This window comes from Devosia sp. ZB163, from assembly GCF_028613635.1.
GTDB lineage: Bacteria > Pseudomonadota > Alphaproteobacteria > Rhizobiales > Devosiaceae > Devosia_A.
Map to the genome: position 1 here is coordinate 105,294 of NZ_JAQRMY010000004.1, position 21,617 is coordinate 126,910.

Annotated in this window: 20 protein-coding genes and 1 tRNA gene; 12 read left to right on the plus strand and 9 right to left on the minus strand. The window is 63.8% G+C overall.

Annotation, left to right across the window (positions count from 1 at the left end; genetic code table 11):
* Positions 1-172: 172 nt before the first annotated feature.
* Together PRN20_RS18755 and PRN20_RS18760 are read left to right on the plus strand one after the other, a co-directional pair.
* Positions 173-592 carry a secondary thiamine-phosphate synthase enzyme YjbQ gene (locus PRN20_RS18755; RefSeq protein ID WP_273959166.1) on the plus strand — a complete coding sequence of 140 codons (420 nt, stop codon included), beginning with the start codon at positions 173-175 and terminating at the stop codon, positions 590-592.
* A 57-nt stretch (positions 593-649) separates the two neighbouring features.
* Complete coding sequence (locus PRN20_RS18760; RefSeq protein WP_273959167.1) at positions 650-1,501, plus strand: sulfite exporter TauE/SafE family protein; 852 nt, start codon at positions 650-652, stop codon at positions 1,499-1,501.
* Between the two features lie 37 nt (positions 1,502-1,538).
* Here PRN20_RS18760 and PRN20_RS18765 read toward each other — a convergent pair whose 3' ends face one another.
* Positions 1,539-2,279 carry an SIMPL domain-containing protein gene (locus PRN20_RS18765; RefSeq protein WP_273959168.1) on the minus strand — a complete coding sequence of 247 codons (741 nt, stop codon included), beginning with the start codon at positions 2,277-2,279 and terminating at the stop codon, positions 1,539-1,541.
* 228 nt (positions 2,280-2,507) lie between these two features.
* Between PRN20_RS18765 and PRN20_RS18770 the strand changes: the two genes are divergently transcribed.
* Both PRN20_RS18770 and PRN20_RS18775 read left to right on the plus strand, forming a co-directional pair.
* A complete protein-coding gene (locus tag PRN20_RS18770) occupies positions 2,508-3,662 on the plus strand; it encodes a fumarylacetoacetate hydrolase family protein (RefSeq protein WP_273959169.1) in 1,155 nt (384 codons plus the stop codon).
* 14 nt (positions 3,663-3,676) lie between these two features.
* Positions 3,677-5,116: an aldehyde dehydrogenase family protein gene (locus PRN20_RS18775; RefSeq protein WP_273959170.1), complete on the plus strand. Its 1,440-nt coding sequence runs from the start codon at positions 3,677-3,679 to the stop codon at positions 5,114-5,116.
* A gap of 58 nt (positions 5,117-5,174) precedes the next feature.
* Here PRN20_RS18775 and PRN20_RS18780 read toward each other — a convergent pair whose 3' ends face one another.
* The gene (locus PRN20_RS18780) at positions 5,175-5,729 is read right to left on the minus strand and encodes a dihydrofolate reductase family protein (protein ID WP_273959171.1); all 555 of its coding nucleotides are present in this window, start codon (positions 5,727-5,729) and stop codon (positions 5,175-5,177) included.
* Positions 5,730-5,922: 193 nt separating this feature from the next.
* Here PRN20_RS18780 and PRN20_RS18785 point away from each other — a divergent pair.
* Positions 5,923-5,998, plus strand: a tRNA-Ile gene (locus PRN20_RS18785).
* 183 nt (positions 5,999-6,181) lie between these two features.
* Here PRN20_RS18785 and PRN20_RS18790 read toward each other — a convergent pair.
* The 4 genes from PRN20_RS18790 to PRN20_RS18805 form a co-directional block, all read right to left on the minus strand.
* A complete protein-coding gene (locus tag PRN20_RS18790; protein ID WP_273959172.1) occupies positions 6,182-7,303 on the minus strand; it encodes an NAD(P)-dependent alcohol dehydrogenase in 1,122 nt (373 codons plus the stop codon).
* Between the two features lie 524 nt (positions 7,304-7,827).
* Positions 7,828-8,232, minus strand: coding sequence for a DUF2177 family protein (locus PRN20_RS18795; protein ID WP_273959173.1), 405 nt, complete (start codon positions 8,230-8,232; stop codon positions 7,828-7,830).
* Positions 8,233-8,249: 17 nt separating this feature from the next.
* Entirely contained in the window at positions 8,250-8,909 is a 660-nt protein-coding gene (locus PRN20_RS18800; RefSeq protein WP_273959174.1) for a ChrR family anti-sigma-E factor, read from the minus strand.
* Positions 8,906-9,442 (minus strand): sigma-70 family RNA polymerase sigma factor, encoded by a 537-nt coding sequence (locus PRN20_RS18805; protein WP_273959175.1) that lies wholly within the window; start codon positions 9,440-9,442, stop codon positions 8,906-8,908. Before PRN20_RS18805 ends, PRN20_RS18800 begins: the two co-directional genes overlap by 4 nt.
* A 151-nt stretch (positions 9,443-9,593) precedes the next feature.
* Here PRN20_RS18805 and PRN20_RS18810 point away from each other — a divergent pair, with 151 nt between their 5' ends.
* Together PRN20_RS18810 and PRN20_RS18815 are read left to right on the plus strand one after the other, a co-directional pair.
* A complete protein-coding gene (locus PRN20_RS18810; protein WP_273959176.1) occupies positions 9,594-11,048 on the plus strand; it encodes an NAD(P)/FAD-dependent oxidoreductase in 1,455 nt (484 codons plus the stop codon).
* Complete coding sequence (locus PRN20_RS18815; protein ID WP_337956264.1) at positions 11,048-11,863, plus strand: DUF1365 domain-containing protein; 816 nt, start codon at positions 11,048-11,050, stop codon at positions 11,861-11,863. Before PRN20_RS18810 ends, PRN20_RS18815 begins: the two co-directional genes overlap by 1 nt.
* 13 nt (positions 11,864-11,876) lie before the next feature.
* Here the strand turns inward: PRN20_RS18815 and PRN20_RS18820 are convergent, their stop codons facing one another.
* Positions 11,877-12,620, minus strand: coding sequence for an SDR family NAD(P)-dependent oxidoreductase (locus PRN20_RS18820; RefSeq protein ID WP_273959177.1), 744 nt, complete (start codon positions 12,618-12,620; stop codon positions 11,877-11,879).
* A gap of 455 nt (positions 12,621-13,075) precedes the next feature.
* Here PRN20_RS18820 and PRN20_RS18825 point away from each other — a divergent pair, with 455 nt between their 5' ends.
* Together PRN20_RS18825 and PRN20_RS18830 are read left to right on the plus strand one after the other, a co-directional pair.
* A complete protein-coding gene (locus PRN20_RS18825; protein WP_273959178.1) occupies positions 13,076-13,915 on the plus strand; it encodes a universal stress protein in 840 nt (279 codons plus the stop codon).
* Positions 13,916-14,003: 88 nt separating this feature from the next.
* Positions 14,004-15,896, plus strand: coding sequence for a heavy metal translocating P-type ATPase (locus tag PRN20_RS18830; protein WP_273959673.1), 1,893 nt, complete (start codon positions 14,004-14,006; stop codon positions 15,894-15,896).
* Positions 15,897-16,150: 254 nt separating this feature from the next.
* On the opposite strand, the gene PRN20_RS18835 is transcribed toward PRN20_RS18830, so the two are convergent.
* The gene (locus PRN20_RS18835) at positions 16,151-17,134 is read right to left on the minus strand and encodes a zinc-dependent alcohol dehydrogenase family protein (RefSeq protein ID WP_273959179.1); all 984 of its coding nucleotides are present in this window, start codon (positions 17,132-17,134) and stop codon (positions 16,151-16,153) included.
* Positions 17,135-17,230: 96 nt separating this feature from the next.
* Here PRN20_RS18835 and PRN20_RS18840 point away from each other — a divergent pair, with 96 nt between their 5' ends.
* Positions 17,231-17,593 carry a cation transporting ATPase C-terminal domain-containing protein gene (locus tag PRN20_RS18840; RefSeq protein WP_273959180.1) on the plus strand — a complete coding sequence of 121 codons (363 nt, stop codon included), beginning with the start codon at positions 17,231-17,233 and terminating at the stop codon, positions 17,591-17,593.
* A gap of 103 nt (positions 17,594-17,696) precedes the next feature.
* Here PRN20_RS18840 and PRN20_RS18845 read toward each other — a convergent pair whose 3' ends face one another.
* On the minus strand, positions 17,697-18,773 hold the full coding sequence (locus tag PRN20_RS18845) for a GntR family transcriptional regulator (RefSeq protein ID WP_273959181.1): 1,077 nt from the start codon (positions 18,771-18,773) through the stop codon (positions 17,697-17,699).
* Positions 18,774-19,114: 341 nt separating this feature from the next.
* Here PRN20_RS18845 and PRN20_RS18850 point away from each other — a divergent pair, with 341 nt between their 5' ends.
* Both PRN20_RS18850 and PRN20_RS18855 read left to right on the plus strand, forming a co-directional pair.
* Entirely contained in the window at positions 19,115-20,134 is a 1,020-nt protein-coding gene (locus PRN20_RS18850) for a Gfo/Idh/MocA family protein (protein WP_273959182.1), read from the plus strand.
* A 213-nt stretch (positions 20,135-20,347) separates the two neighbouring features.
* Positions 20,348-21,592 (plus strand): ABC transporter substrate-binding protein, encoded by a 1,245-nt coding sequence (locus PRN20_RS18855; protein WP_273959183.1) that lies wholly within the window; start codon positions 20,348-20,350, stop codon positions 21,590-21,592.
* Positions 21,593-21,617: the final 25 nt, after the last annotated feature.

Sequence of the window (21,617 nt, forward strand, 5' to 3'; positions counted from 1 at the left end):
TGAACCGGAACTGAACGACCGGTTGACCTTCCGCAGTTTCGACATACCCCCGTCGGAGAGCCCCAACGCCCCGTGGCAAAAGGAGTTCCAACGGGCGCGACAGGATCGGCCAATCGTGGCACGAGTGCGACAGTGCTTCGACGGAAGCGCGGTCTTTTGGGGAGTTCTGGGCTTGCGGCAGGTTCAGCATCGTATCGAGATCACGACTCGCGGGGCCGGGCTTTATGAATTTTCTCCCGAGCTGGAGAGATTCGTGTCCGACAGCAGAATCGGCACAGGCCTGGTCACCATATACTGCCGACACACCTCCTGCTCGCTGCTGATCCAGGAGAATGCCGACCCCGACGTGAAGCGCGACCTCGACGAGTTCTTCCGGCGGCTCGTGCCGGAGGGGATGGACTGGGTCGTCCACACGCTGGAGGGTCCGGATGACATGCCAGCACACATCAAGGCAGCGCTGACGCAGACCTCGATCTCCGTTCCGGTCATCGACGGCGCTCCGGCATTCGGTAGCTGGCAGGGCATCTACCTGTTCGAGCACCGGGTGCGGCCGCACCGTCGGCAGGTGCTGTTTCACATTCTGGGTGAATAGGCCGGCAGTGGACGGATATTATCGCACCCGGCCTTGGGTGCGGGCGGCGGGCGTGGCATGTCCTCTGCGAGGGCAGGTGTGATCGTGCAGGATATTCTCAGCTATTGGCCATTCGTACTCGGTCTGTTGGCGACCGGGGTGATCTCCGGCGTTGCCGCGGGACTGCTCGGCATCGGTGGCGGCGCCATCATCGTGCCGGCGCTCGCTACGTCGCTGTCGCTGCTCGGCTTTGACAGCGACGTGGTCCAGCACGTAGCGGTCGGCACGTCGCTTGCCATCATCATTCCCACGGGCATTGCCAGCGCCCGCGCTCACGACAAGCGCGGCGCCGTGGACCATCGGATCCTCAAGCTCTGGGCGCCGCCGGTGGTGGTGGCGACCTTCGTGGGCGGGCTGATGGCGGGGCTCTACACCGGCGACGTGCTGCGCATCGTGTTCGGCGTGGTGGCGCTGTTCATCGCCGCCAACATCGTGCTGCCGTTCCAGGAGCGGCTGATGGGGCACCTGAGGGACTCGGCGCTGACCCACCGCATTTCGGCGGCCGTGGTCGGCTACATTTCCGCATTGATGGGCGTCGGCGGCGGTTCGCTGAGCGTGCCGACCATCCATGCCTTCGGCGCCTCCATGCACAAGGCCGTAGGGACGGGCGCCGCGATCGGCGTGTTCATCGCGCTCTCGGGCACGTTCGGCTTCATCATCTCGGGATGGAGCGTCGAAGGCCGCCCGCCACTGAGCCTGGGCTACATCAACATCGTGGCGCTGGTGCTGATCGGGGCCACCGCCGCATGGTGCGCGCCGCTGGGTGCGGCGCTCGCCCACAAGCTCCAGCAGCGGACCCTGAAGCTGACCTTTGCGGCCTTCCTGACCTTCGTCGGCCTGAACATGATCTGGAAGGCGATCACGGGGTAGGGTGGATGGGCGCCCGGAAGCGCCCATCCAGTACCCATTACTTGTCTGCGAAGTCCCAGGTGACCTGCACGTTGATCGAATAGCTGAGCTCGCCGCCTTCGACCGGCACTGCTCCGGCGGAGATGGAGTCGGCCGAGGCCTTCATCATCATGTACGGCTGGGGGGCGCCCATGCCCTGGGTTTCGTTGATGCTGCGGATCGAGCCGAGCTCTTCGCCAGCCACGCCGGCATAGAGTTCCGCCTTGGCCTTCGCATCCGCGAAGGCCTCCTTGCGGGCCTCGTCGTAGAGCTTGGACGGATCGGCAACCGAGAAGCTGACGCCGTTGATGGTGTTGGCGCCGACGGTCACCGCCTTGTCGAGCACTGCGCCGAGCGTTGCGAGTTCACGCACGCGGACGCTGACATTGTTGAACACCTGGTAGCCGTTGATCTTGGGCGGCAGCTGGTAGCCATTGGCGTCGCGCGCATCGGAATAGACGTAGTTCGGGCTCACGGAGAAGCCCGAGGTCTGAATGTCGCGCGCTTCGATACCAGCGGCCTTCAGCGTCTCGATCAGTTCGCCCATCGCCTTGGTGTTGGCGTCGAGCGCTTCACGGGCCGTGGCACCCTGGCTGGTAACGCCGGAGTTGACGAACGCGGTGTCGGGGGCCGCCGTCACTTCGCCGACGCCGCCGATCGAGATGGTGCCGTTCACGGAAGTCTCCTGCGCGAACACGGGGGTAGCGCTCAGCGCAGTAGCAAGGAGCAGGGGGATGAGGGCGGCAGTAAACGGACGCATGCGTCTCTCCTAAGTGGCCTTCGGTTGGGCAAGATATCCCAGCCAATGGGGGTGTTAGTGCGGCGTAGCTGAATGGAATTTGAACGCCGCTTCCAACACATAGGACGCCGGCACCGGGACGATCCTTGGGGCGCGAGCCAACGAAAGTTTGAGTTACGTGCCTCGCCGTTGGCTGGACAGGCTTCGAGGTGGCGGGTTAGGTAGCCCGGCAAAAACTGGGGGAGTGCCGTGGCCAATCCGATCGTTCCAAGCGAAGGTGTACTTCTCGGACGGGCCAGGGTGCCCGGATACGAGCATCCCCGTGTGATCACGGTGCGCGGCGAGGACATCGTCGATATCACCTCGAAGACCGCGCCGACCTCGCGCGACATCGCCGAGCAGAGCGATCCGGCAGCCTATGTCGCATCGGCCAAGGGGCCGGTGATCGGCAACCTCCATCAGATCCTCGCCAACTCGTGGTCGGGCAAGACCGACCTCAAGGCGCCCTCGCTGCTGTCGCCGATCGACCTGCAGGCCGTGAAGGCGGCGGGCGTGACCTTCGTCGTGTCGCTGCTCGAGCGCGTCATCGAGGAGCAGGCGCGCGGCGACAAGGCCAAGGCGGATGAACTGCGCAAGGACATCCTGACGCTGGTGGGTACCGATCTCAGCCAGCTCGAGCCGGGTTCTCCCGCCGCGATGGAGGTGAAGAAGACCCTGATCGCGCGTGGCGTGTGGAGCCAGTATCTCGAGGTCGGCATCGGGCCGGACGCGGAGATCTTCACCAAGTGCCAGCCGATGGCTTCGGTGGGTTTCGGCGCCGACGTCGGCATCCTGCCGATCTCGGAGTGGAACAACCCCGAGCCGGAACTGGTGATGATCGTTGCATCCACCGGCAAGATCGTCGGGGCGACGCTCGGCAACGACGTGAACCTCCGCGACGTCGAGGGCCGCTCGGCCCTGCTGCTCGGCAAGGCCAAGGACAACAACGCCTCCGCCTCGCTCGGGCCGTTCATCCGGCTGTTCGACGGCAAGTTCACCATCGAGACGGTGAAACAGGCCGACATCGCGCTGAGCGTCACCGGCGAGGACGGGTTCGAACTCACCGGCGTCTCCAACCTCAGCCAGATCTCGCGCTCGCCGGAGTCGCTGGTTGCCGCCTCGATCGGGCGGCATCACCAGTATCCGGATGGCTTCGTGCTCTATACCGGCACGATGTTCGCGCCGGTGAAGGATCGCGGCGGCGCCGGCAAGGGCTTCACCCACAAGCTCGGCGACGTGGTGTCTATCTCGACGCCGTCGCTCGGCACCCTATCTAACACCGTGCGCCTCGCCACCGAGGCCGCACCCTGGACCTATGGCACCAGCCACCTCCTGCGCGACCTCGCCAAGGCCGACCTGCTCTAACGAAGGAATTCCCGATGACCGAACTGCACAAGAATCTCATCAACGGCGAATGGGTCGGCGGGGACGGGGCGGACAACATCAACCCCTCCAACACCAACGAGGTCGTGGGCGTTTACGCGCGCGCCACCCAGCAGGACACGCTGGATGCCATCGCGGCAGCCAAGGCGGCGTTCCCGGCCTGGTCGCGCTCGGGCATCCTGCAGCGCTGGGAAATCCTGAGCAAGACCGCGCACGAAATCTTCGCCCGCAAGGCAGAGCTCGGCGAGTTGCTGAGCCGCGAAGAGGGCAAGACCCTCGCCGAAGGCATCGGCGAAGTGACCCGCGCCGGCCAGATCTTCGAGTTCTTCGCCGGCGAAGTGCTGCGCCTCACCGGTGAGAGCGTGCCGTCCGTGCGTCCGGGCGTTGGCGTCGAGATCACGCGCGAGCCGATGGGCGTCGTCGGCATCATCACGCCGTGGAACTTCCCGATCGCCATCCCGGCCTGGAAGATCGCGCCGGCGCTGGCCTACGGCAATACCGTCGTGTTCAAGCCCGCCGACCTCGTGCCGGGCTGCTCGTGGGCCATCGTCGAGATTCTCAATCGCAATGGGCTCCCCAAGGGTGTGCTCAACCTCGTGATGGGCAGGGGCTCGGTCGTCGGCCAGACCATGCTCGATAGCAAGGACATCGTGGCGCAGACCTTCACCGGTTCCGTGAACACCGGCCGCCGCGTCGCCGAAGCCAGCGTCAAGGTGATGCGCAAGTTCCAGCTCGAGATGGGCGGCAAGAACCCGACCATCGTGCTCGACGACGCCGACCTCGCCGTCGCCGTCGAAACGACAGCGCAGAGCGCGTTCTATTCGACCGGCCAGCGCTGCACCGCCTCTTCGCGCCTCATCGTCACCGAGGGCATCCACGACAAGTTCGTCGCGGCCCTGACCGAGCGCATCCGCAACCTCAAGGTCGGCGACGCGCTCCACAAGGACACGCAGATCGGCCCGGTGGTCGATCCCGGCCAGCTCAAGCAGGACACCGACTATATCGAGATCGGCAAGGGCGAGGGCGCCAAGCTCGCGGTCGGCGGTGAATTGGTGAAGGGCGACAACCCGGGCTACTTCCTGCAGCCGGCGCTGTTCACCGAGGCGCACAACCAGATGCGCATCGCCCGCGAAGAGATCTTCGGGCCCGTGGCCGCCGTGATCCGCGTCAAGGACTACGACGAGGCGCTGGCTGTTGCCAACGACACCGATTTCGGGCTCTCCGCCGGCATCGTCACCACCTCGCTCAAGTACGCGACGCACTTCAAGCGCAACGCCGAAGCCGGAATGGTGATGGTCAACGTGCCCACCGCCGGCGTCGATTTCCACGTCCCGTTCGGCGGCCGCAAGGGCTCGAGCTACGGCCCCAAGGAGCAGGGCAAGTACGCCGCCGAGTTCTTCACCCAGGTGAAGACGGCCTACACCGCCGCCGGCTGAGGCGGAGTCGCCGCAAAAGACTGAGGCCCGCGCATCAAGGAGATGCGCGGGCCTTCGCCTATTCCGGCTTCAGTCCATAGACCGAGACAACGTTGCCCTTGCTCGTTGTGGTGCTCTTCTTGAGCTCGAGACGGGTGACCGGGTCGGTGGCTTCGAACATGCGCTTGCCCTTGCCGGCGACGACCGGGTGGGTGATCAGCGTCAGTTCTTCGAGGAGGCCCGCGAAGAACAGCTGCCGGGCCAGTGAGATGCCGCCCATCACGGCGATCTCGCCGCCATCCCTGGCCTTGAGCTGCTTCGCGAACTCGACGAAATCGCCTTCGATCAGCGTCGAGTTCTGCCACTTGAGCTGATCCTGCTTTAGCGTGCGGGAGGCGACGTACTTGGGCATGTTATTGATGAAGCTAGCGAAATCCTGGTCGGCCTGGGCGTTCGGCCAGTAGCCTGCCCACTCCTCGTAACCGACGCGACCCAGCAGCACGGTGTCGATCCTGGGCATGGTCTCGCCGAGCAGGGCGCCCAGTTCGTCATCGAACGCATCGAACTGCCACTGGTTGGGCGCCTCGACGACCCCATCGACGGAATGGAAAAAGCCTGCAGTGAGTTTGCGCATGTTGTTCTCCTGTTTCTTCCAGCCCGCCAATGGGCCGTTCATCAACACGACGAGCGGCCTTCGGCAAGATCGACTTGGCGATACAGAAAAGTCGTGGGGGGAGAGAATGGTAGGCGGACGGTACACACCGAACCAAGCCACTTTGCTTCCATGCCGTCGCTTGCTAAGGAGGCGGCGCTCTGTTGTCGGGCAGGGGCCCATAGCTCAATGGTTAGAGCCGACCGCTCATAACGGTCTGGTTCCAGGTTCGAGTCCTGGTGGGCCCACCATTCCCTTCCAGATAGCTACCTGTGTCTGGGCGGCCCAGGAATGGGTAACATTCACCGAGGATTGGGCGCTCCAGAACCTGTCTGTCACAGGCGCGCCTTCGAGGCTGCGAGCGCCGCTGCCGTCACTCGCGGGGAGCTGCTGCAGCCCGGCGGGTTCTGTCGTTACCGCCCGCACTGCGCTGGTCAGGGTGTGATCGCGACCTTCATGACTCCATCGCGCTGATTGGCGAATAGCTCGTACGCCGAGACGATGTCGTCCAGCCGGAACCGGTGGGTGACGAGGGGCCGGAGGTCGGCGCGGGAGGAGGCAATAACCTCCATGAGGCGCCGCATGCGCTCCTTGCCCCCGGGGCAGAGCGTCGTGACGATCGTTTTGTCCGCGAGGCCCGCACCGAATGCATCCAGCGGAATCTTGAGGTCCCCGGAGTAGACGCCAAGCGAAGACAGGGTGCCGCCGGGGCGCAGCACGCGCAGCGCCCCCTCGAACGTGGCCTGCTTGCCGAGCGCCTCGATGGCGACATCCACCCCCCGGCCATCGGTGAGCCGCATGATCTCTTCGGCCGGATTGACCTTGGTAAAGTCGACCACCTCGGCCGCGCCCATCTTCAGCGCCATGGCCTGCCGCTCCGGCACGCTTTCGACAACGATGATGCGCGTCGCTCCCATCAGCTTCGCGCCAACAGTGGCACAAAGGCCAATGGGACCCTGAGCGAACACGGCGACACTGTCACCGATCCGAATCTTGCCCCGTTCGGCGCCGGAGAAGCCTGTCGACATGATGTCGGGACACATGAGTACCTGCTCGTCCGTCAGCTTGTCGGGAACGGGCGCCAGGTTGGTCATTGCATCCGGCACCAGCAGGTACTCGGCTTGGGCGCCGTCGATCGTGTTGCCGAAGCGCCAGCCACCGAGCGCCTTGAAGCCGTGCACGGTTCCGGCACCGTCCTGCGAGTAACAGCCGCAAAGGCAGGCTGCGCTGTGCCCGGACGGCGTAATCGCTCCCGCGATCACGCGCTGCCCCTCGCGGTAGCCTTGGACCGCTGACCCGAGTTTTTCGATCACACCCACCGGCTCGTGGCCGATTGTGAGGCCCCTTGCGACCGGGTACTCGCCCTTAAGGATGTGGACGTCAGTGCCACAGATGGTCGTCAGGGTGATGCGGATCAGGGCATCGAGCGGCCCGACATCGGGGATGGGCTTGTCCTCAAGTTCGATCCGGCCGGGCTCGACAAAAACCGCAGCCTTCATCTTCTTGGAGGGGCGACCGCGACGGGCCGCGTTTGGCTTGGTCAAGGTGGAGATCATCTCGTGCTCCCTTGTCTGGTGCAGCCAACGTGCGCCTGCGATCGGTCACTGTAGTTGAGATGGATCGATCGCCGGTTTGAAGGCCCGTAGGCCATATCTGCTTCTGGCTCGAAGCAGTCTGCCGCAGTAGTCAGCAATATCCCATCCTCCCGCGCGAAGGCATGGACTGGGTCGGATGCAGGCATCACCAACAGCAGGATATTATGTGGCACTAATAAGTCTGGCCGCCCTCAGACGGGAATGACACACGTGGTTCTCCCTGCCGCTCCGCAGCCCGCGAGGATGGCGGACCTCTTTGGACCACAAGTAGTTGCATCGCAGCGACCCCTTCACGCGGTGAAGGGTGCCCTAGGTTCGACGGGCTCCAGAATCTGAGTTTGTCCTTTCGGGTGGATGAAGTTGTCGGCGCCAATGCCGCTCTCCTCCAGGAACGGCGCGTCCCTCAACTTCTCGCGCGGGCCGAGCATCCTCTGACATCGGACTTACGCTGCGCTCGCCTTTCCCTATTGGATCAATGATCTGGATCAGCGCAGGAAGAATTGCGTGATGAAGAAGCCTGAAACCGCCGCCACACCGGTAAGGGCGGTGCCCCAGGCGAGGTCGATCAGGGTCACCGACCAGGGCCAGTCGCGCAGGGTAGAGAGATTGGTGAGGTCGTAGGTTCCATAGGCGACAAAGCCCAGGACCAGCCCGGCCACCAGCGCCTTGCTCCATCCGCCGTCGGCCAGTGCCGGTGCAACAGCGAAGTAGACGATGCCCCCGACATAGAAGAGGTAGAATAGCCCGGCGATGAGCAGGTTCGGCTGGTCCAGCAGCAGCTTGCCAAGCTGCGGGCGATAGATGCCCGTCGACAGTTTCGTCAGCCACACGAAATCCACCGCAAAGAACACGAAGGCGGTCGATGCGTAGGCGACCAGATGGTTGACCATGGATCGTGTTGCCTTTGCTAGATCTTGAGGATGGGCTGGATCAGCCGCACGATCCAGCTGCTAAAGCGCAGCGGCGCGTCGGTCACCGCCAGACAGATGCAGTCGGCTTCCGGCGTGGCCGTCGGGGTATGCAGGACGGAGCCGTCTGCATCCTCGATGTCGCCGGGGCCGAACAGTTGCTCGCCATCGCGGAAGCTGCCGGACAGCACCAAGGTCACTTCCCGCCCGCCATGGCTGTGTTCCGGCACGGGCTTGCCGGCGGGGATGCGCAGCAACCTGACCTGGGTCGTCGGATCGGATGTGGGCAGCATCATTTGCGCAGCTCCGCGCCCCAGGGCGCGCCAATGAATGGTGTCGATGTCGCCGCCGACATAGGCGCGCAGGGGCATTGGCAGGACGAGCTTTCCCGGTGCCGTGGCCCTGGCAGGCAGGGCCTTCGCCAGTTGGACGTCGGCGTCGAGACGAGCCCGCATTGCACTCCAGGCGTCATTGGCCAGAGGCTCAGGGTCGATTGTGTCGAGCATGGCGCCGCCGAGCATATCGGCCTGCGCCGACTGGGCGCGGCATTGGGGGCAAAATGCGAGATGGGAGGCGACGGCAATGGTCCAGCCTTCCGACAGATTGCCGGCCGCATAAGCGAGCAACAGGTCTTCGCTAAGGTGGTGCTGCGGCATCATGGTTGCTTGCTCCCACCTTCGAGAACCGCCCGGAGCTTGGCAAAACCCAGCCGCATGCGCGATTTGACAGTACCCAGCGGCAAGGCGAGACGGGTGGCAATCTCGCTCTGGGACTGTTCCTGGTAGAAAGACAGTTCGAGAACCTGCAGCTGCTCCGACGGCAGGGTCGCCATTGCCTCCCGCATCAGCCTGACATTCTGGCTGATGTCTAGCGCCTGATCGGCAGCCATTGGCGTCTCCGGCACAAGCGCGGGATCGTCGGGATCGATCTCGGCCCGGCGGTCGCGCCGAAGGGCGTCGATACGCTGATTTCGGGCGATGGTGAAAATCCAGCTGGCGGCGACACCACGGGTAGCGTCGAAAAGACTGGCCTTGCGCCAGACCGACATCATCGTCTCCTGCGTCAGCTCTTCGGCACGATTGCGGTCGACCTTGGCCATGTAGGCCTTGATGCGCGGGCCGAAATGACGAAACAGAGCTTCAAACGCCTCTACGTCCCGTGAGCGACCGACCTGCAGCAAGAGCAGCGTCATCTGGTGCTCGACATCGTCGCTATCCTCACCAGGCATGGCTCTCGTTCGTTGTCCTCGACGGCGCACACGCACCGCACCACTCAATCCCGCAACAAGTAGTGCAGTGGGAGTCCCGGTCAAACCGAAATTGGATGCAAGCGAACTCTGTCTCATGGCGGAGGGTACGGCGGCCCCGGCTATCTGGATCACGCGCCAGTTTATTTTTCCGGCCTGTCATCCACCCGACACCGTTGGTCGTACTGATCGCACCACGCACGAGGATACGATTGTGAAGCGCGCTCAGTCCCATTCGCCGACACGCAGGATCGCTGTCATCGGGTCCGGCATTGCCGGGCTCTCGGCCGCCTGGATGCTGAGTGGCGCCAATGAGGTGGTAATATATGAGGCCGAAAACCGGCTAGGGGGCCATGCCAACACGGTCGATGTAGCCACCGGATCAACGTCGACCGCCGTCGATACCGGTTTCATCGTCTATAACGAGGGCAATTACCCCAACCTGGTCGCGCTGTTCGATCATCTTGGTGTTGCGACCCAGGCGTCGGAAATGTCCTTCTCCGCGTCGCTGGATGGCGGCCGGCTCGAATATTCCAGCTCGGCCATCATGGCCCAGCCAAGCAACATCCTGCGCGCCCGGTTCTGGCGCATGCTGCGTGACCTGACGCGCTTCTATCGTGACGCGCCGGGACTGCTGTATCGCACCGAGCTACAGGAAATGACGCTCGGCGAATTTCTCGATGATGGCGGCTATGCGCAGTCGTTTATCGACGACCACCTGCTGCCCATCGGCGCGGCGATCTGGTCGGCATCGTCTAGCCAGATGCGTGACTACCCGCTGTTTGCATTCATCCGCTTCTTTGAGAGCCACGGCTTGCTCAAGCTGGCTGGGCGACCGACCTGGCGGACGGTCACCGGGGGCAGTCGCAGCTATGTGGATCGCCTCGCAGCGCTGACGCCGGCCAGCCTCCGGCTCGGATGCGCGGCGAAGGCCGTGGCGCGGGGCGTCGATGGCGTGGTGGTGACGGACGCCCATGGCCACACCGACCGTTTCGATGAGATCGTCATAGCCACCCATGCGGATCAGGCGCTCACATTGCTGGCCGATCCCGATGCGGTGGAGACGGAATTGCTGGGGGCGTTTCGCTACACTCCAAACCTGGCCGTATTGCACACGGACCGGAGCCTGATGCCGCGCCGCCGACGGGCCTGGTCGAGTTGGAACTACGTGGCAGGGGCAACCGGTCCGGAGGACGCGCTGTGCGTGACCTATTGGATGAACCGCCTGCAAAATCTAGATCGGCGGCATCCGCTATTCGTTACGCTCAATCCGAACCAGGCGATTGCGTCAGATCAGGTGCTGCGGAGCTTCAACTACAACCACCCGTTGTTCGACAAGGCGGCGCTCAAGGCCCAGCAGCAGCTGTGGCGGCTCAATGCCAACCGCAATACCTGGTTCTGCGGCAGCTATTTTGGCTATGGATTCCATGAGGACGCCCTGCAGTCGGGCCTTGCCGTAGCCGAGGCATTGAGCGGGGTGGCGCGGCCGTGGACGGTCGCTCCGCAAGCCGAACGTATCGCGCGCCGGCCAGCGATAGAACCGGTGCCCTGATGGCCAGATCAGGGCTCTATCGCGGGCATGTCGTCCATACCCGACTGCGTCCGCGCCGGCACAGTCTGCGTTACAGGGTGTTTTCGCTGCTGCTCGACCTCGATGAAGCGCCCGCATTGAGCCAGCGCAGCTCGCTCTTTGGGTTCAACCGTTGGGCGCCGCTCAGTGTGTGGGAAAAGGACCTCGGGGACGGCCGGAAGAGCGGCCTGCGCGACTGGGTCGAGGATGTGCTGGTTCAGGCGGGACTAGACATGCCCCATCCTCGCATCGAAATCCTCAGCTACCCGCGGCTGTTTGGTTTCGTCTTCAATCCGCTGACCGTCTACTATTGTAGCGATGCCGGGGGCGCAGTCCGGGCGCTGATCTACGAAGTGTCCAACACATTCGGGGAACGCTGGATTTACGTGCTGCGCACCAGCGAAGAGGCTGGCCCATACCGGCACAGTTGCGCCAAGCAGTTCTATGTCTCGCCCTTCATACCGATGGATTGCCGCTACAATTTCCATGTGTTGGCACCGGGCGACCACGTTATGCTGCGCATCGATGAGACTGACAGCGAGGGCCTTCTGTTGCGCGCCGTTTTCGGCGGCGAGCGGCGCGAATTCACCGACCGGGAACTGGCGGGCGCCCTGTTCCGCTATCCGCTGATGACGCTCAAGGTAGTCGGTGCCATCCATTGGGAGGCCTTGCGCCTGCTGCTCAAACGGGTGCCGGTGTTCCGCCATCGTCCTGCAGCGAATGGTATGACCATCGGCGGCCTTTCGGGCCATACTGTCGACGTCAACCCTGCGCTAGAGGCAGCAGAGACGCGGTGAATTCCGTGGCCGGTTAGCGGACCATCCTGCGCGTAATTGTGAGCCGGAGACGATGGGGCAGCAGCGCCAGCAATTTCATCGCCACGGCCATTTGCCAGGGGAAGATGATCTCGAACCGGGGCCGCTCCAGACCTCGCATAATCGCGTCGACCGCCGCATCCGTCGTTATCAAAAACGGCATGGGAAAGTCGTTCTTGCGGGTCAATGGCGTGTCGACGAAGCCCGGATTGATGATGGAGATGCGCACATTGTGCCGCTCAAGATCGGGCTCCAGCGCTTCGGCCATGACGTTGAGAGCGGCCTTGCTGGCTCCGTAGGCCGATGCGCCTGGCAGTCCAACAAAACCGGCGACCGACGCCATGACCGCAATGTGGCCGTCGCGACGGCCGATCATGGCAGGCATTATTGCGTTCAGGCAATTGACGGTGCCCATCACGTTCACATCCAACGTGCGGGCGAAAGCGTCGCGATCAAAACCTTGGGCCATAATCGGCTCATAAATACCCGCGCCCAGCACCACTAGATCGATGTCGCCCATCTCTTTTGTTATCTGCGCGACGGTCGCGGCCACGGCGGCGTTGTCGGTAACATCGAGAACAAAAGGGTAGATGACGCCGGGCACGGCAAGACTATCAAGATCGGCCTGGGTGCGCGCCGAAACCGCCACCCGCCACCCCGTCTGGCCCAAACGCTCGGCCAAGGCGCGCCCAATCCCGGAGCCCGCACCGGTCACCCAAGCCAGTCGTCTCGCCGCCATGTAGAAAACTCCTTGTTCCTTCAGACAAAACGCTGGGATGCCACGGTTGGATCAGTGGCCGCAGGCCGGGGAAGGGCGGCGGTGACCTCCTGTGCCAGAACCTGCCGGGCCAAGGCGCACCTGGCCGAGAAGCACCATGCGTCCCTCATCAATGGTTGGTTCTACGGCACCAAACAACGCCGACGCGACCAGCCGCTGGCTGCGGATCGGAACCGCAATGAGGCATGGACGACTTGATCGGTGGTGATGATCGGGGGAGGTGATGAGCGGGCGTGGTTGGCCGCTCTGGCGCAAAGCGGACCTTCAACGCGAACGATTTAGTGGCCTAGACCATTAGGATGGTGAAGCTGCCCCTGCTGTTTGATCCAAATCAACCTCAGCGTGCAGCTTTGCTGCCAGTCTCAGAGCGCCTCCAGGGCAGGGTCCGCGACGGGCCGATAGTGTGGAGATCCGACATGACGCACACCCGCCTTGCCTACATGCCCCTAGTAACCTACCCCGACACGGTTGAGGACGGGGCAATCAAGTCTGCGATCAGTTACGCCGCTTCGATTGGTTGCGGACTTCACGTCACCACATTTGCGGTCGACCTCCCGAGAGTATCATCCGGACTAGGTGACTACCTGATCAACCTTCCCGGCATCGTTCAGGCCGCGGAACAGAGAAGCAGGGCCGAGTGCGTTCGTTTGCAGGGGCTCGTGCACGAGGCGTCGGCACCGCAGCTCGAAGCGACCTTCACGACAAAGAAAGTTCTCTTCGGCGAAGTATCCGACGTCGCCGCTTCGGAGGCGCGCTACTGCGACCTCACACTACTCCCTTGGTCCGCTGAGACCGGTGCGGTCCCGGACCTGGCGCAGGCTATCGTCTTCGGATCCGGGCGCCCAGCCATCATGGTTCCCCCCGCAACCCGTCCCGCTGCCCTCGACCGTATCGCGATCGCCTGGGATGGCAGCCGAGTTGCCGCCCGGGCTCTAGGCGACGCGCTGCCCCTGCTTGGCGTGGGAGGGCACATCTGCGTTCTCACCATCGAGGACGAGAAGCCGCTAGGCGGGACAAATCTTGCCAACGCTCTCACGTCATGGCTGGAGAGGCGCGGCTACAACGCCACTCCCGTAAAGGTCGGACTGGGCGATCGAAGCGTTGCCGATGCCCTGCAGGAAGGTGCGCTCTCGACGGAAAGCCGGCTCCTTGCAATGGGAGGCTTTGGCCACTCCCGCCTGCGTGACTTTGTTCTGGGCGGCGCCACGAAGGGCGTTCTAGAGCGGTTGCGGCTTCCGGTCCTACTCTCGCATTAGTTTGGAGAGTGATGGAACGCGGGGCGTACGATCAGCGGCATCGTTCGTGCCAGGGACCGCTCCTTCGCCCTCGGAGAGGATGAACGAGATGAGCCAGCCAACTGAAAACCGCCTGAAGATCGGCCTGCTGGTGCTGGCCCTGGCCGGTTTCGTGGTCGGCCTTACGCTGCAGTTGACCGGTCGGGCAGAAGCGGCCGCTGTCGCATGGAGCATCGGCGTGCTCCCGGTCCTTGCAGCTCTGGTCGTCGAAATTCTACGCAGCCTGATGCAGGGGGAGGTCGGTCTGGACATCGTTGCCGCCCTCTCCATGGCCGCTGCCTTGGCGGTGGGGGAGGCGATGGCCGCCGCCATTGTTGCGGTCATGTATTCGGGCGGCACCTTCCTTGAGAGTTACGCTGAGGGCCGTGCGCGACGGGAAATGCATCACCTGCTCTCCCGCGTTCCGCGTGTCGCCACCAGATATCGAAACGGGGGGCTAGCGGATTTCCCACTGGACGAAATCGAGCCGGGCGATCGCCTGCTGATCCGCCAGGGCGACGTCGTTCCCGTGGACGGCACGGTGGCCTCAACCGTAGCCTTCCTGGATACCTCGGCGCTGACGGGGGAAGCCCTGCCGGTGCGCCTGGCGGACGGCGCCGACGCGATGAGTGGATCGACCAATGCCGGCGAAGCGTTCGACCTTGTCGCTACGCGCCCGGCCAAGGAGAGCACCTACGCCGGGATTGTCAGGTTGGTCGAGGAGGCCCAGCGGTCAAAGGCCCCGATGTCGAGGCTCGCCGATCGCTGGTCCATGGGCTTCCTGGCTGTGACCGTCGTCCTCGCCGTAGGGGCGTGGTGGTTCTCGGGAGATCCTGTCCGCGCTGTTGCGGTGCTGGTGGTGGCAACACCTTGCCCATTGATCCTTGCGGTCCCGGTAGCCCTCGTCGCCGGCTTGTCTCGCGCCGCCCACTTCGGCGTGCTGATAAAGGGAGCAAAGCCGCTGGAAGCAATGGCCCGTATCCGCACGATGATCCTCGACAAGACCGGGACGCTGACGGACGGTCGCCCCAGGATCGTTTCGACCGAAACCCATGGCGACATCGCCGAGTCAGAAGTCTTGCGGTACGCGGCAGCCCTCGACCAGGCCTCCAAGCACCCGGTGGCCCAGGCCATCGTCGCGGCAGCTCGGGCCCGCGGGCTGGCGCTCCCCATCCCCTCGGAGGTGACAGAGACGCCGGGTGAAGGTGTGGCGGGTAAGGTGGAGGGTCATGACATTGTCGTCGGCGGACATGAATTCGTAGCGAGGCGGGTAGGGCGGGTCCCTGACTATCCCGCCCTCAGCGTCGGTTCCGTGCTCGTCGCGGTGGCCGTGGACGGCCGTATGGCCGGGCATCTCGTGATGGCCGATCCCTTGCGCGAGGAGGCACCACAGTTGGTGGTGGGGCTGCGCAAGGAAGGCATCAGGCGCGTGCTCCTGGCGACGGGCGACCGGGCGGAGGTTGCGGAGCGTGTAGCAGGCGGTCTCGGCCTCGACGCCATCCGGGCAGGGCTGACGCCCGATCAGAAGGTCCTGCTGGTCCTTAGCGAGCGCAAGAACGGTCCGGTCATGATGGTGGGGGACGGCGTCAACGACGCGCCGGCCCTCGCGGCCGCCGATGTCGGGGTCGCGATGGGGGCCCGCGGCGCAGCGGCCTCCGCTGAGGCTGCGGATGTCGTCCTGCTCGTGGACCGGATCGATCGGCTGGGACAGGGTATCGAGATCGCCAGGCGTTCGCGGCGTATCGCAATGGAAAGCGTTGTCGTCGGGATCGGCCTGTCGTTCATGGGCATGTTCGCTGCGGCACTGGGCTTCCTGAGCCCGGTACAAGGAGCACTTCTGCAGGAGGTAATCGACGTGGCGGTTATCCTGAACGCCCTTCGCGCCCTGCGGATAGAGCCCTTGCACGATTCCAGTCTCGGGGCAGCCGCAAGGGACCGCACTGGATCCATTGGGTCCTCATGATCAGCAGTTGGGCCCGTCCCGGCATTGTGAACCGCAATCTGTTCTTCTGGTGGCTCACTGTCTCATCGAGATTCAAGGCGGGATCGGCGGTGATGAGGAGCGCCTCTCCCCTGGGGCCGGAAGGGTCAGGCGCGTTTGAACCGATGATGGCAGCGCTCGCTGCAGCAAACCGTGCAATGCGGACCATCCAGTCGTTGCGTCCGCCGGTTTCCTCGTCGGCGGTCTCGCCGCCGATGTCAGCGCGAAGGGCCACCCTAGGGAACAAGCACGGCCGCGCCGGTGAACCCGCCCTCTCGAAGGTCTCGCAGCGCTTCGTTTGCGCGCTCCAGTGGATAGGTCGTCACATTCGTCTGCAGTCCAGATGAGCCAAATCGTGCGAAGAAATCAGCTGCGTCGGCGCGGGTCAGATTTGCGATCGATGCTATCTCCCGCTCGCCCCAAAGGTCACCATAGGGAAACGACGGAACGTCGCTCATATGGATGCCGGCCGCAATCACGCTACCGCCCTTGCGAACGAGGCGCAGGGCTAGCGGCACGAGGCCTCCATCGGGAGCGAAGATGATGGCTGCGTCGAGCAACTCGGCCGGACGCTCGTCGCTGCCACCTGACCATACTGCTCCCAGTCGTCGCGCAAACTCCTGGCCTGCGACGTCTCCAGGTCGAGTGAAGGCATAGACGTCGATACCATCTGCCTGGGCGACCTGAGCAATGATATGAGCCGCAGCCCCAAAGCCGACGAGGCCAAGCCGCTTGGCTGGAGCCGCCCGACGATAGGAGCGGAAGCCAATGAGCCCCGCACACATCAGGGGGGCGATGTGTTCATCAGTGCCGCCAAGGGGCAGTCGTACGCAGTAGGCTGCCCGGGCAACGCAGTACTCCGCGTAGCCGCCATCGCGATCGTAGCCGGTGAAAACGGGGAAATCACAGAGGTTCTCCCGCCCGGCTCGGCAGTACCGACACACGCCGCAGGTGCCCCCGAGCCAGGTAACGCCAACTCGGTCGCCCAGCGCGAGCCCCTGTGTCGCGGGGCCCAGGCCGGCAACCACGCCGACGATCTCATGGCCGGGCACCAATGGAAGGCGATGGGGTGGCAGGTCACCATCGATGATGTGGAGGTCCGTGCGGCATACGGCGCACGCGCTGACCCTAATCAACACCTCGCCCTCGGCCGGCACCGGTATAGGGATGTCGTCGAGTACCAGAGGCGTCATCACCTGATGCAATCGCATGGCTCGCATCACAATCCCCTGAGGAGGGCAGAGGGCCTGTGGGAACAGACTCTACACCCCGCCCTGGCCCTTCGGAAGCGCGTGCGCCCCGGTGTGGTCCTCGGCATGGTGGCGACCCTTCGCCTGAATAGTGGCAGGAACCAGCAGCGCCGTCTGTTCCAGACAGGTTGGTTCGTCGAATCGCTGATGACCCAGTTGCTGGTGATCTTCGTCATCCGCACGGAGGCGCGGCCATGGTTGAGTCAGGCGCATCCGGCGCTTGCCGCCAGCTCGCTGGGTATTGTGGTGATCGCGCTGGCTTTGCCGTTTACCCCGCTCGGCAGATGGTTCGGTTTCGTGCCGATCCCGATCGAGGTGCTGCTAGCGCTGGCTGCTGTGACAGCCACATATCTGATCATGGCGGAGCAGGTGAAGCGGTGGTTCCTTGCCCGGGCGCACCGGGCGCGGCATGCTGCCCCCCGCGATTGAAAGCCCGCAGCCAGTTCCTGGCCTTCCTTGCGGCTACAGTGCCGTCGCATGTCCCGAATGAAGAAGGCGACATTAGCCCTGACCGGCAGTTCCGCCGTACCAGCTAGGGAGCTTCAGCAGTGGACGCCCGAATGATCAGGTCGGGCGTCACCGCTGTGCGGATCGCCGGCCCGGTATAGACGCCATCCAGTCGATCGTTCAGCATGCGCATGGCCAGCTGACCGACGGCTGCCGGGTGCGGATTGACGCTGGTCAGCGGCGGGTCGAGCGAGCGCGACCACAGGCTGTTGGCGATTGAGACCACCGAGACGTCTTGTGGCACGCGCAGGCCGGCCTCGCGCAAGCCCTGGATGACCCCCATTGCGGTCACGTCGTTGCGGGCAAAGATCGCGGTGAACTTCGCCCCGCTCGAGACCAGATCGGCAACGGAGCGCTGGCCCGCCACTTCCGATGGCAGATCGTAGGAGCGCACCAGTTCCGACTTGATGGCGAGCTTGCGATCTCGCAGCACGTCGGCATAGCCATCGTAAGGTGAGAATCCCGGCAGGTGCGGCAGCCCTTCGACATAGGCGATCCGCTCGTGCCCCAGTCCGATCAGGTGCTCGACTGCCTGCTGAGCGGCCATCCGATAGTCGACACAGACTCCATCGCAGGCCACGGTTTTTGGCCACCGTCCGATATAGACCAGCGGCTTGCCAGTCCCGAGGAACTGCCGCACGCCGGCTGAAGGCTGCTCGACCGAGTCGGGGACGACAAGTGCCCCGCATACGGCGCGATCAGCGGCCGACTGGCTGAGCTGCGAGCTCTCGCTGGCGGTCGAGTAGTCAGATTGCCCCACCATGACGCGCAGGTCGTAACGCCGCGCTTCCTTCTCGATGCCGTTGACCATCTCGCCGTAGTAGGGGTTCGAGAAGGTCGGAATGATCACCGACACGATGCGCTGTGCCCCGGCCGCTGCCTCGGCCGGGGCGATGCCGCTGGCGACGAAAGTGCCGCGGCCCGGCTGGCGCTGCAACCTTCCCTGCTGCACCAGGTCGTCGATGGCTCGGCGGATCGTTGTCCGCGACAGCCCGAGTTCCTCCCCCAGCTGACGCTCCGAGGGCACGGCTTCCCCCGCAGGGTATTCACCGCTTTCGATCCGCTCCAGCAGCAGACCAACAAGAGTACCAGTCTTATCCATGACGCTCTATTGACGAGTTTTGTAGGACATGTATCATACCACAATCGGGCCGTTAGGGGGGATGGCAAGGCACGAGGTCGCCAGACCCTCCGCGGATAGCACGGAATTCGCAGCGCCGGGTGGGGTGGATGAAATTTCCTGGTAAATCCAACAATCGTGGGCAACTCGCGCAGTTCCGCGCGAGTTGGAGTGAGACGATGGGCTTCCCGACATCGATCCCTTTGGCTGCACCTGTTCGCCCAATCTCTGATACCGCAATATAATACCGGTATCATATCGAGATCGGGAAGTGAAGTACCCGGCGGCCCAAAAGTGCCGCCAACTGTCGAAACGAGGAAAGTATGAAGAACGGTTTTGCCCTGGTTGGCGCCGGGTTGTTCGGTGAGAGGCACGCGCAGGCTTACAGCCGCCATCCGTTGGTGGACTTCAAGTATGTCTGTGATCTCGACGAGTCTCGCGCCAAGCGCATCGCCGAGACTTATTGTGCCGGCAAGTACACCACCGATCTCAACGAGGTGCTCGCCGATCCCGACGTAGTGGCGGTCTCGATCGCCACACCGGACCACGCCCATCGTGCCGCCACCATCGCCGCGGTCGAAGCCGGCAAACACATCCTGGTGGAAAAGCCTCTGGCCACTACCATCGAGGATGCCGAGGCGATGATCGCTGCCGCCCGCAAGGCCGGCGTCAAGCTGATGGTCGATTTCCACAATCGGGCCAACCCGCCGATGGTGGCGGCTCGCGACGCCCTGGCGCGCGGCGACATTGGGAAGCCGTCCTACGTCTACGCTCGCTTGAGCAACACCGTGACTGTGCCGCAGGACATGCTGAAGTGGTCGAGCAACTCGTCGGCCCTGTGGTTCCTGGGTAGCCACATGATCGATGTCGTCGGCTGGATTCTCGATGACAAGCCGGTGCGCGCCTACGTCGTTTCGCGTGATGGCGTTCTCACAGAACTGGGTGTCAACGCGCCCGACTTCCATGTCGCCACGGTGGAGTATGCAAAGGGCACCGTCGCCGTCTTCGAACACGCCTGGATACTGCCGCGCACCTACAACACGGTGAAGGACCTCAAGCTCGAGTTCCTCGGCAGCAAGGGTGCCATCAACATCGACGGATCGCACAATCGCACCATGGAACTCTATACCACCGAGAAGGGCTCGTTCCCTGACATGCTGGTGCCGCCGTTCGGGCCGCATTTGACAGGCTTTGTGCTCGACGCCGTGGTGCACTTTGTCGAGGCAGTGCTGCACGACAAGCCCGTGCTGGCGACGGGCGAGGATGGCCTCGCCAATACCAGGATTATCAGCGCCCTGATCGAGGCGGCTCGCCTCGGTCAGCCGGTGCAACTGTCCGTCTAGGGCAACTGGGCAGGAGGTGAGCCAGGTGGAACCGAGGCTGTTGTCGGTGCCAACCACAACACCAAGCTCGCCATTTTCGTGCTGTTGCCGGGGTTCGACTACCCCAAGCCGAAGCACGGTTGGCGAATGCTGGAGGAATTCTCCGCGTCGCTCTGGACGCGGCCTGAAGTAGGGGCGGGGGCCCCAATACATAGAAGCAAGGGAGACTGGTAGATGAAACAACTTCTGTTTTCAGCAGTAGCGACCATATCGCTGAGCCTCGCAATCGCCGGGGCGCAAGCACAGACGCTGAGCGTTCCCAGCTGGATGTGGGAAGAGGGCAATGTCGGCGTCTGGTTCAAGAACAATACGGCCCAGTTCGAGGCAGCCGAAGGCACCAAGGTCACGCCAACCCAGATTCCATCTGCCGACTTCGAGAAGGTCGTGACCACCCAGATCGCCGGTGGCGCCGTGCCAGATCTGATGACTGCCTTCACCTCCATGCTGCCGCCGATGATCGACGCCGGCACGCTGGCGCCGCTTGACCAGTGCATCGCCGATGGCGGTTTTGGTGACCGCCTACTGCCTTCGGTGAGCTTTGCCCAGGTCGACGGAAAGACCTATGGCGTGCCGCTCACCATGAGCCCCTGGTCAGTGGTGGTGAACAAGAAGCTCCTGGCCGATGCCGGTATCGCCGAGATGCCCAAGACCGTCGAGGAACTCTACGCCGCGGCCAAGGCGGTCAAGGAGAAGACCGGCGCCTACGGCTACGCCTTCGGCAACGACATGGCGGCACCACTCCATGTCTACATCAACTCGATGCAATGGGTGCTTGGCTACGGCTCGGACTGGTCGCAGCCCGATGGCACGATCACCGCCAACGACCCCAGGAACATCGAAGCCATTGGCTGGATCAAGCGCTTCATGGACGAGCAACTGGCTCCCGTTGGCCTCGGCGTGATCCAGGCGCGCGACCTGTTCCTCGACGGCAAGGTCGCGATCATGTTCGAGGGGCCCTGGCTGATGACCCAGGTGCAGAGTCAGAAGCCCGAGATGATGGCCGATATCGACTTCGAAGTGGTGCCGACGCCGACCCACGCGGCAATCACGGGCGGCGCCTTCTACGTCATTCCGGCCAAGTCGCCCAACCCGGAGGCGGCGTGCAAGCTGCTCACGACGTACCTCAGCGAAGACGCCCAGCGTCGCTGGCTCGAGGATTTGCTGCAGATCCCCGGCACCAAGGTGCAGGCCAGCCCCGAGTTCCTCGCCAAGAACGCCTGGGTCGGCAAGATGGCCGACATTGCCGCCCAGTATCCCGGCGGCATCGGCTATGCACCTCCAGGCTATCTGATTCAGGCAGCAGAGTTCCGCCAGATGGTGGTCGACGCCCTGTCTGAAATCTATTCGGGCAAGACCACGGTCGAAGACGGGCTCAATGCCCTGCAGGGCAAGCTGGAAAACTGGAAGGCGACGCTCTAGCGGCTACCCATCCCTTGGGTTTCGG

Coding starts and splice junctions, on each gene's coding strand:
- PRN20_RS18765 (WP_273959168.1), bottom strand. CDS start 2,279: ATGCGTCCGTTTACTGCCGCCCTCATCCCCCTGCTCCTTGCTACTGCG.
- PRN20_RS18815 (WP_337956264.1), top strand. CDS start 11,048: ATGGCCAGATCAGGGCTCTATCGCGGGCATGTCGTCCATACCCGACTG.
- PRN20_RS18820 (WP_273959177.1), bottom strand. CDS start 12,620: ATGGCGGCGAGACGACTGGCTTGGGTGACCGGTGCGGGCTCCGGGATT.
- PRN20_RS18760 (WP_273959167.1), top strand. CDS start 650: ATGTCCTCTGCGAGGGCAGGTGTGATCGTGCAGGATATTCTCAGCTAT.
- PRN20_RS18780 (WP_273959171.1), bottom strand. CDS start 5,729: ATGCGCAAACTCACTGCAGGCTTTTTCCATTCCGTCGATGGGGTCGTC.
- PRN20_RS18830 (WP_273959673.1), top strand. CDS start 14,004: ATGAGCCAGCCAACTGAAAACCGCCTGAAGATCGGCCTGCTGGTGCTG.
- PRN20_RS18855 (WP_273959183.1), top strand. CDS start 20,348: ATGAAACAACTTCTGTTTTCAGCAGTAGCGACCATATCGCTGAGCCTC.
- PRN20_RS18835 (WP_273959179.1), bottom strand. CDS start 17,134: ATGCGAGCCATGCGATTGCATCAGGTGATGACGCCTCTGGTACTCGAC.
- PRN20_RS18840 (WP_273959180.1), top strand. CDS start 17,231: ATGGTGGCGACCCTTCGCCTGAATAGTGGCAGGAACCAGCAGCGCCGT.
- PRN20_RS18790 (WP_273959172.1), bottom strand. CDS start 7,303: ATGATCTCCACCTTGACCAAGCCAAACGCGGCCCGTCGCGGTCGCCCC.
- PRN20_RS18775 (WP_273959170.1), top strand. CDS start 3,677: ATGACCGAACTGCACAAGAATCTCATCAACGGCGAATGGGTCGGCGGG.
- PRN20_RS18800 (WP_273959174.1), bottom strand. CDS start 8,909: ATGATGCCGCAGCACCACCTTAGCGAAGACCTGTTGCTCGCTTATGCG.
- PRN20_RS18810 (WP_273959176.1), top strand. CDS start 9,594: ATGGCGGAGGGTACGGCGGCCCCGGCTATCTGGATCACGCGCCAGTTT.
- PRN20_RS18805 (WP_273959175.1), bottom strand. CDS start 9,442: ATGACGCTGCTCTTGCTGCAGGTCGGTCGCTCACGGGACGTAGAGGCG.
- PRN20_RS18795 (WP_273959173.1), bottom strand. CDS start 8,232: ATGGTCAACCATCTGGTCGCCTACGCATCGACCGCCTTCGTGTTCTTT.
- PRN20_RS18850 (WP_273959182.1), top strand. CDS start 19,115: ATGAAGAACGGTTTTGCCCTGGTTGGCGCCGGGTTGTTCGGTGAGAGG.
- PRN20_RS18825 (WP_273959178.1), top strand. CDS start 13,076: ATGACGCACACCCGCCTTGCCTACATGCCCCTAGTAACCTACCCCGAC.
- PRN20_RS18845 (WP_273959181.1), bottom strand. CDS start 18,773: ATGGATAAGACTGGTACTCTTGTTGGTCTGCTGCTGGAGCGGATCGAA.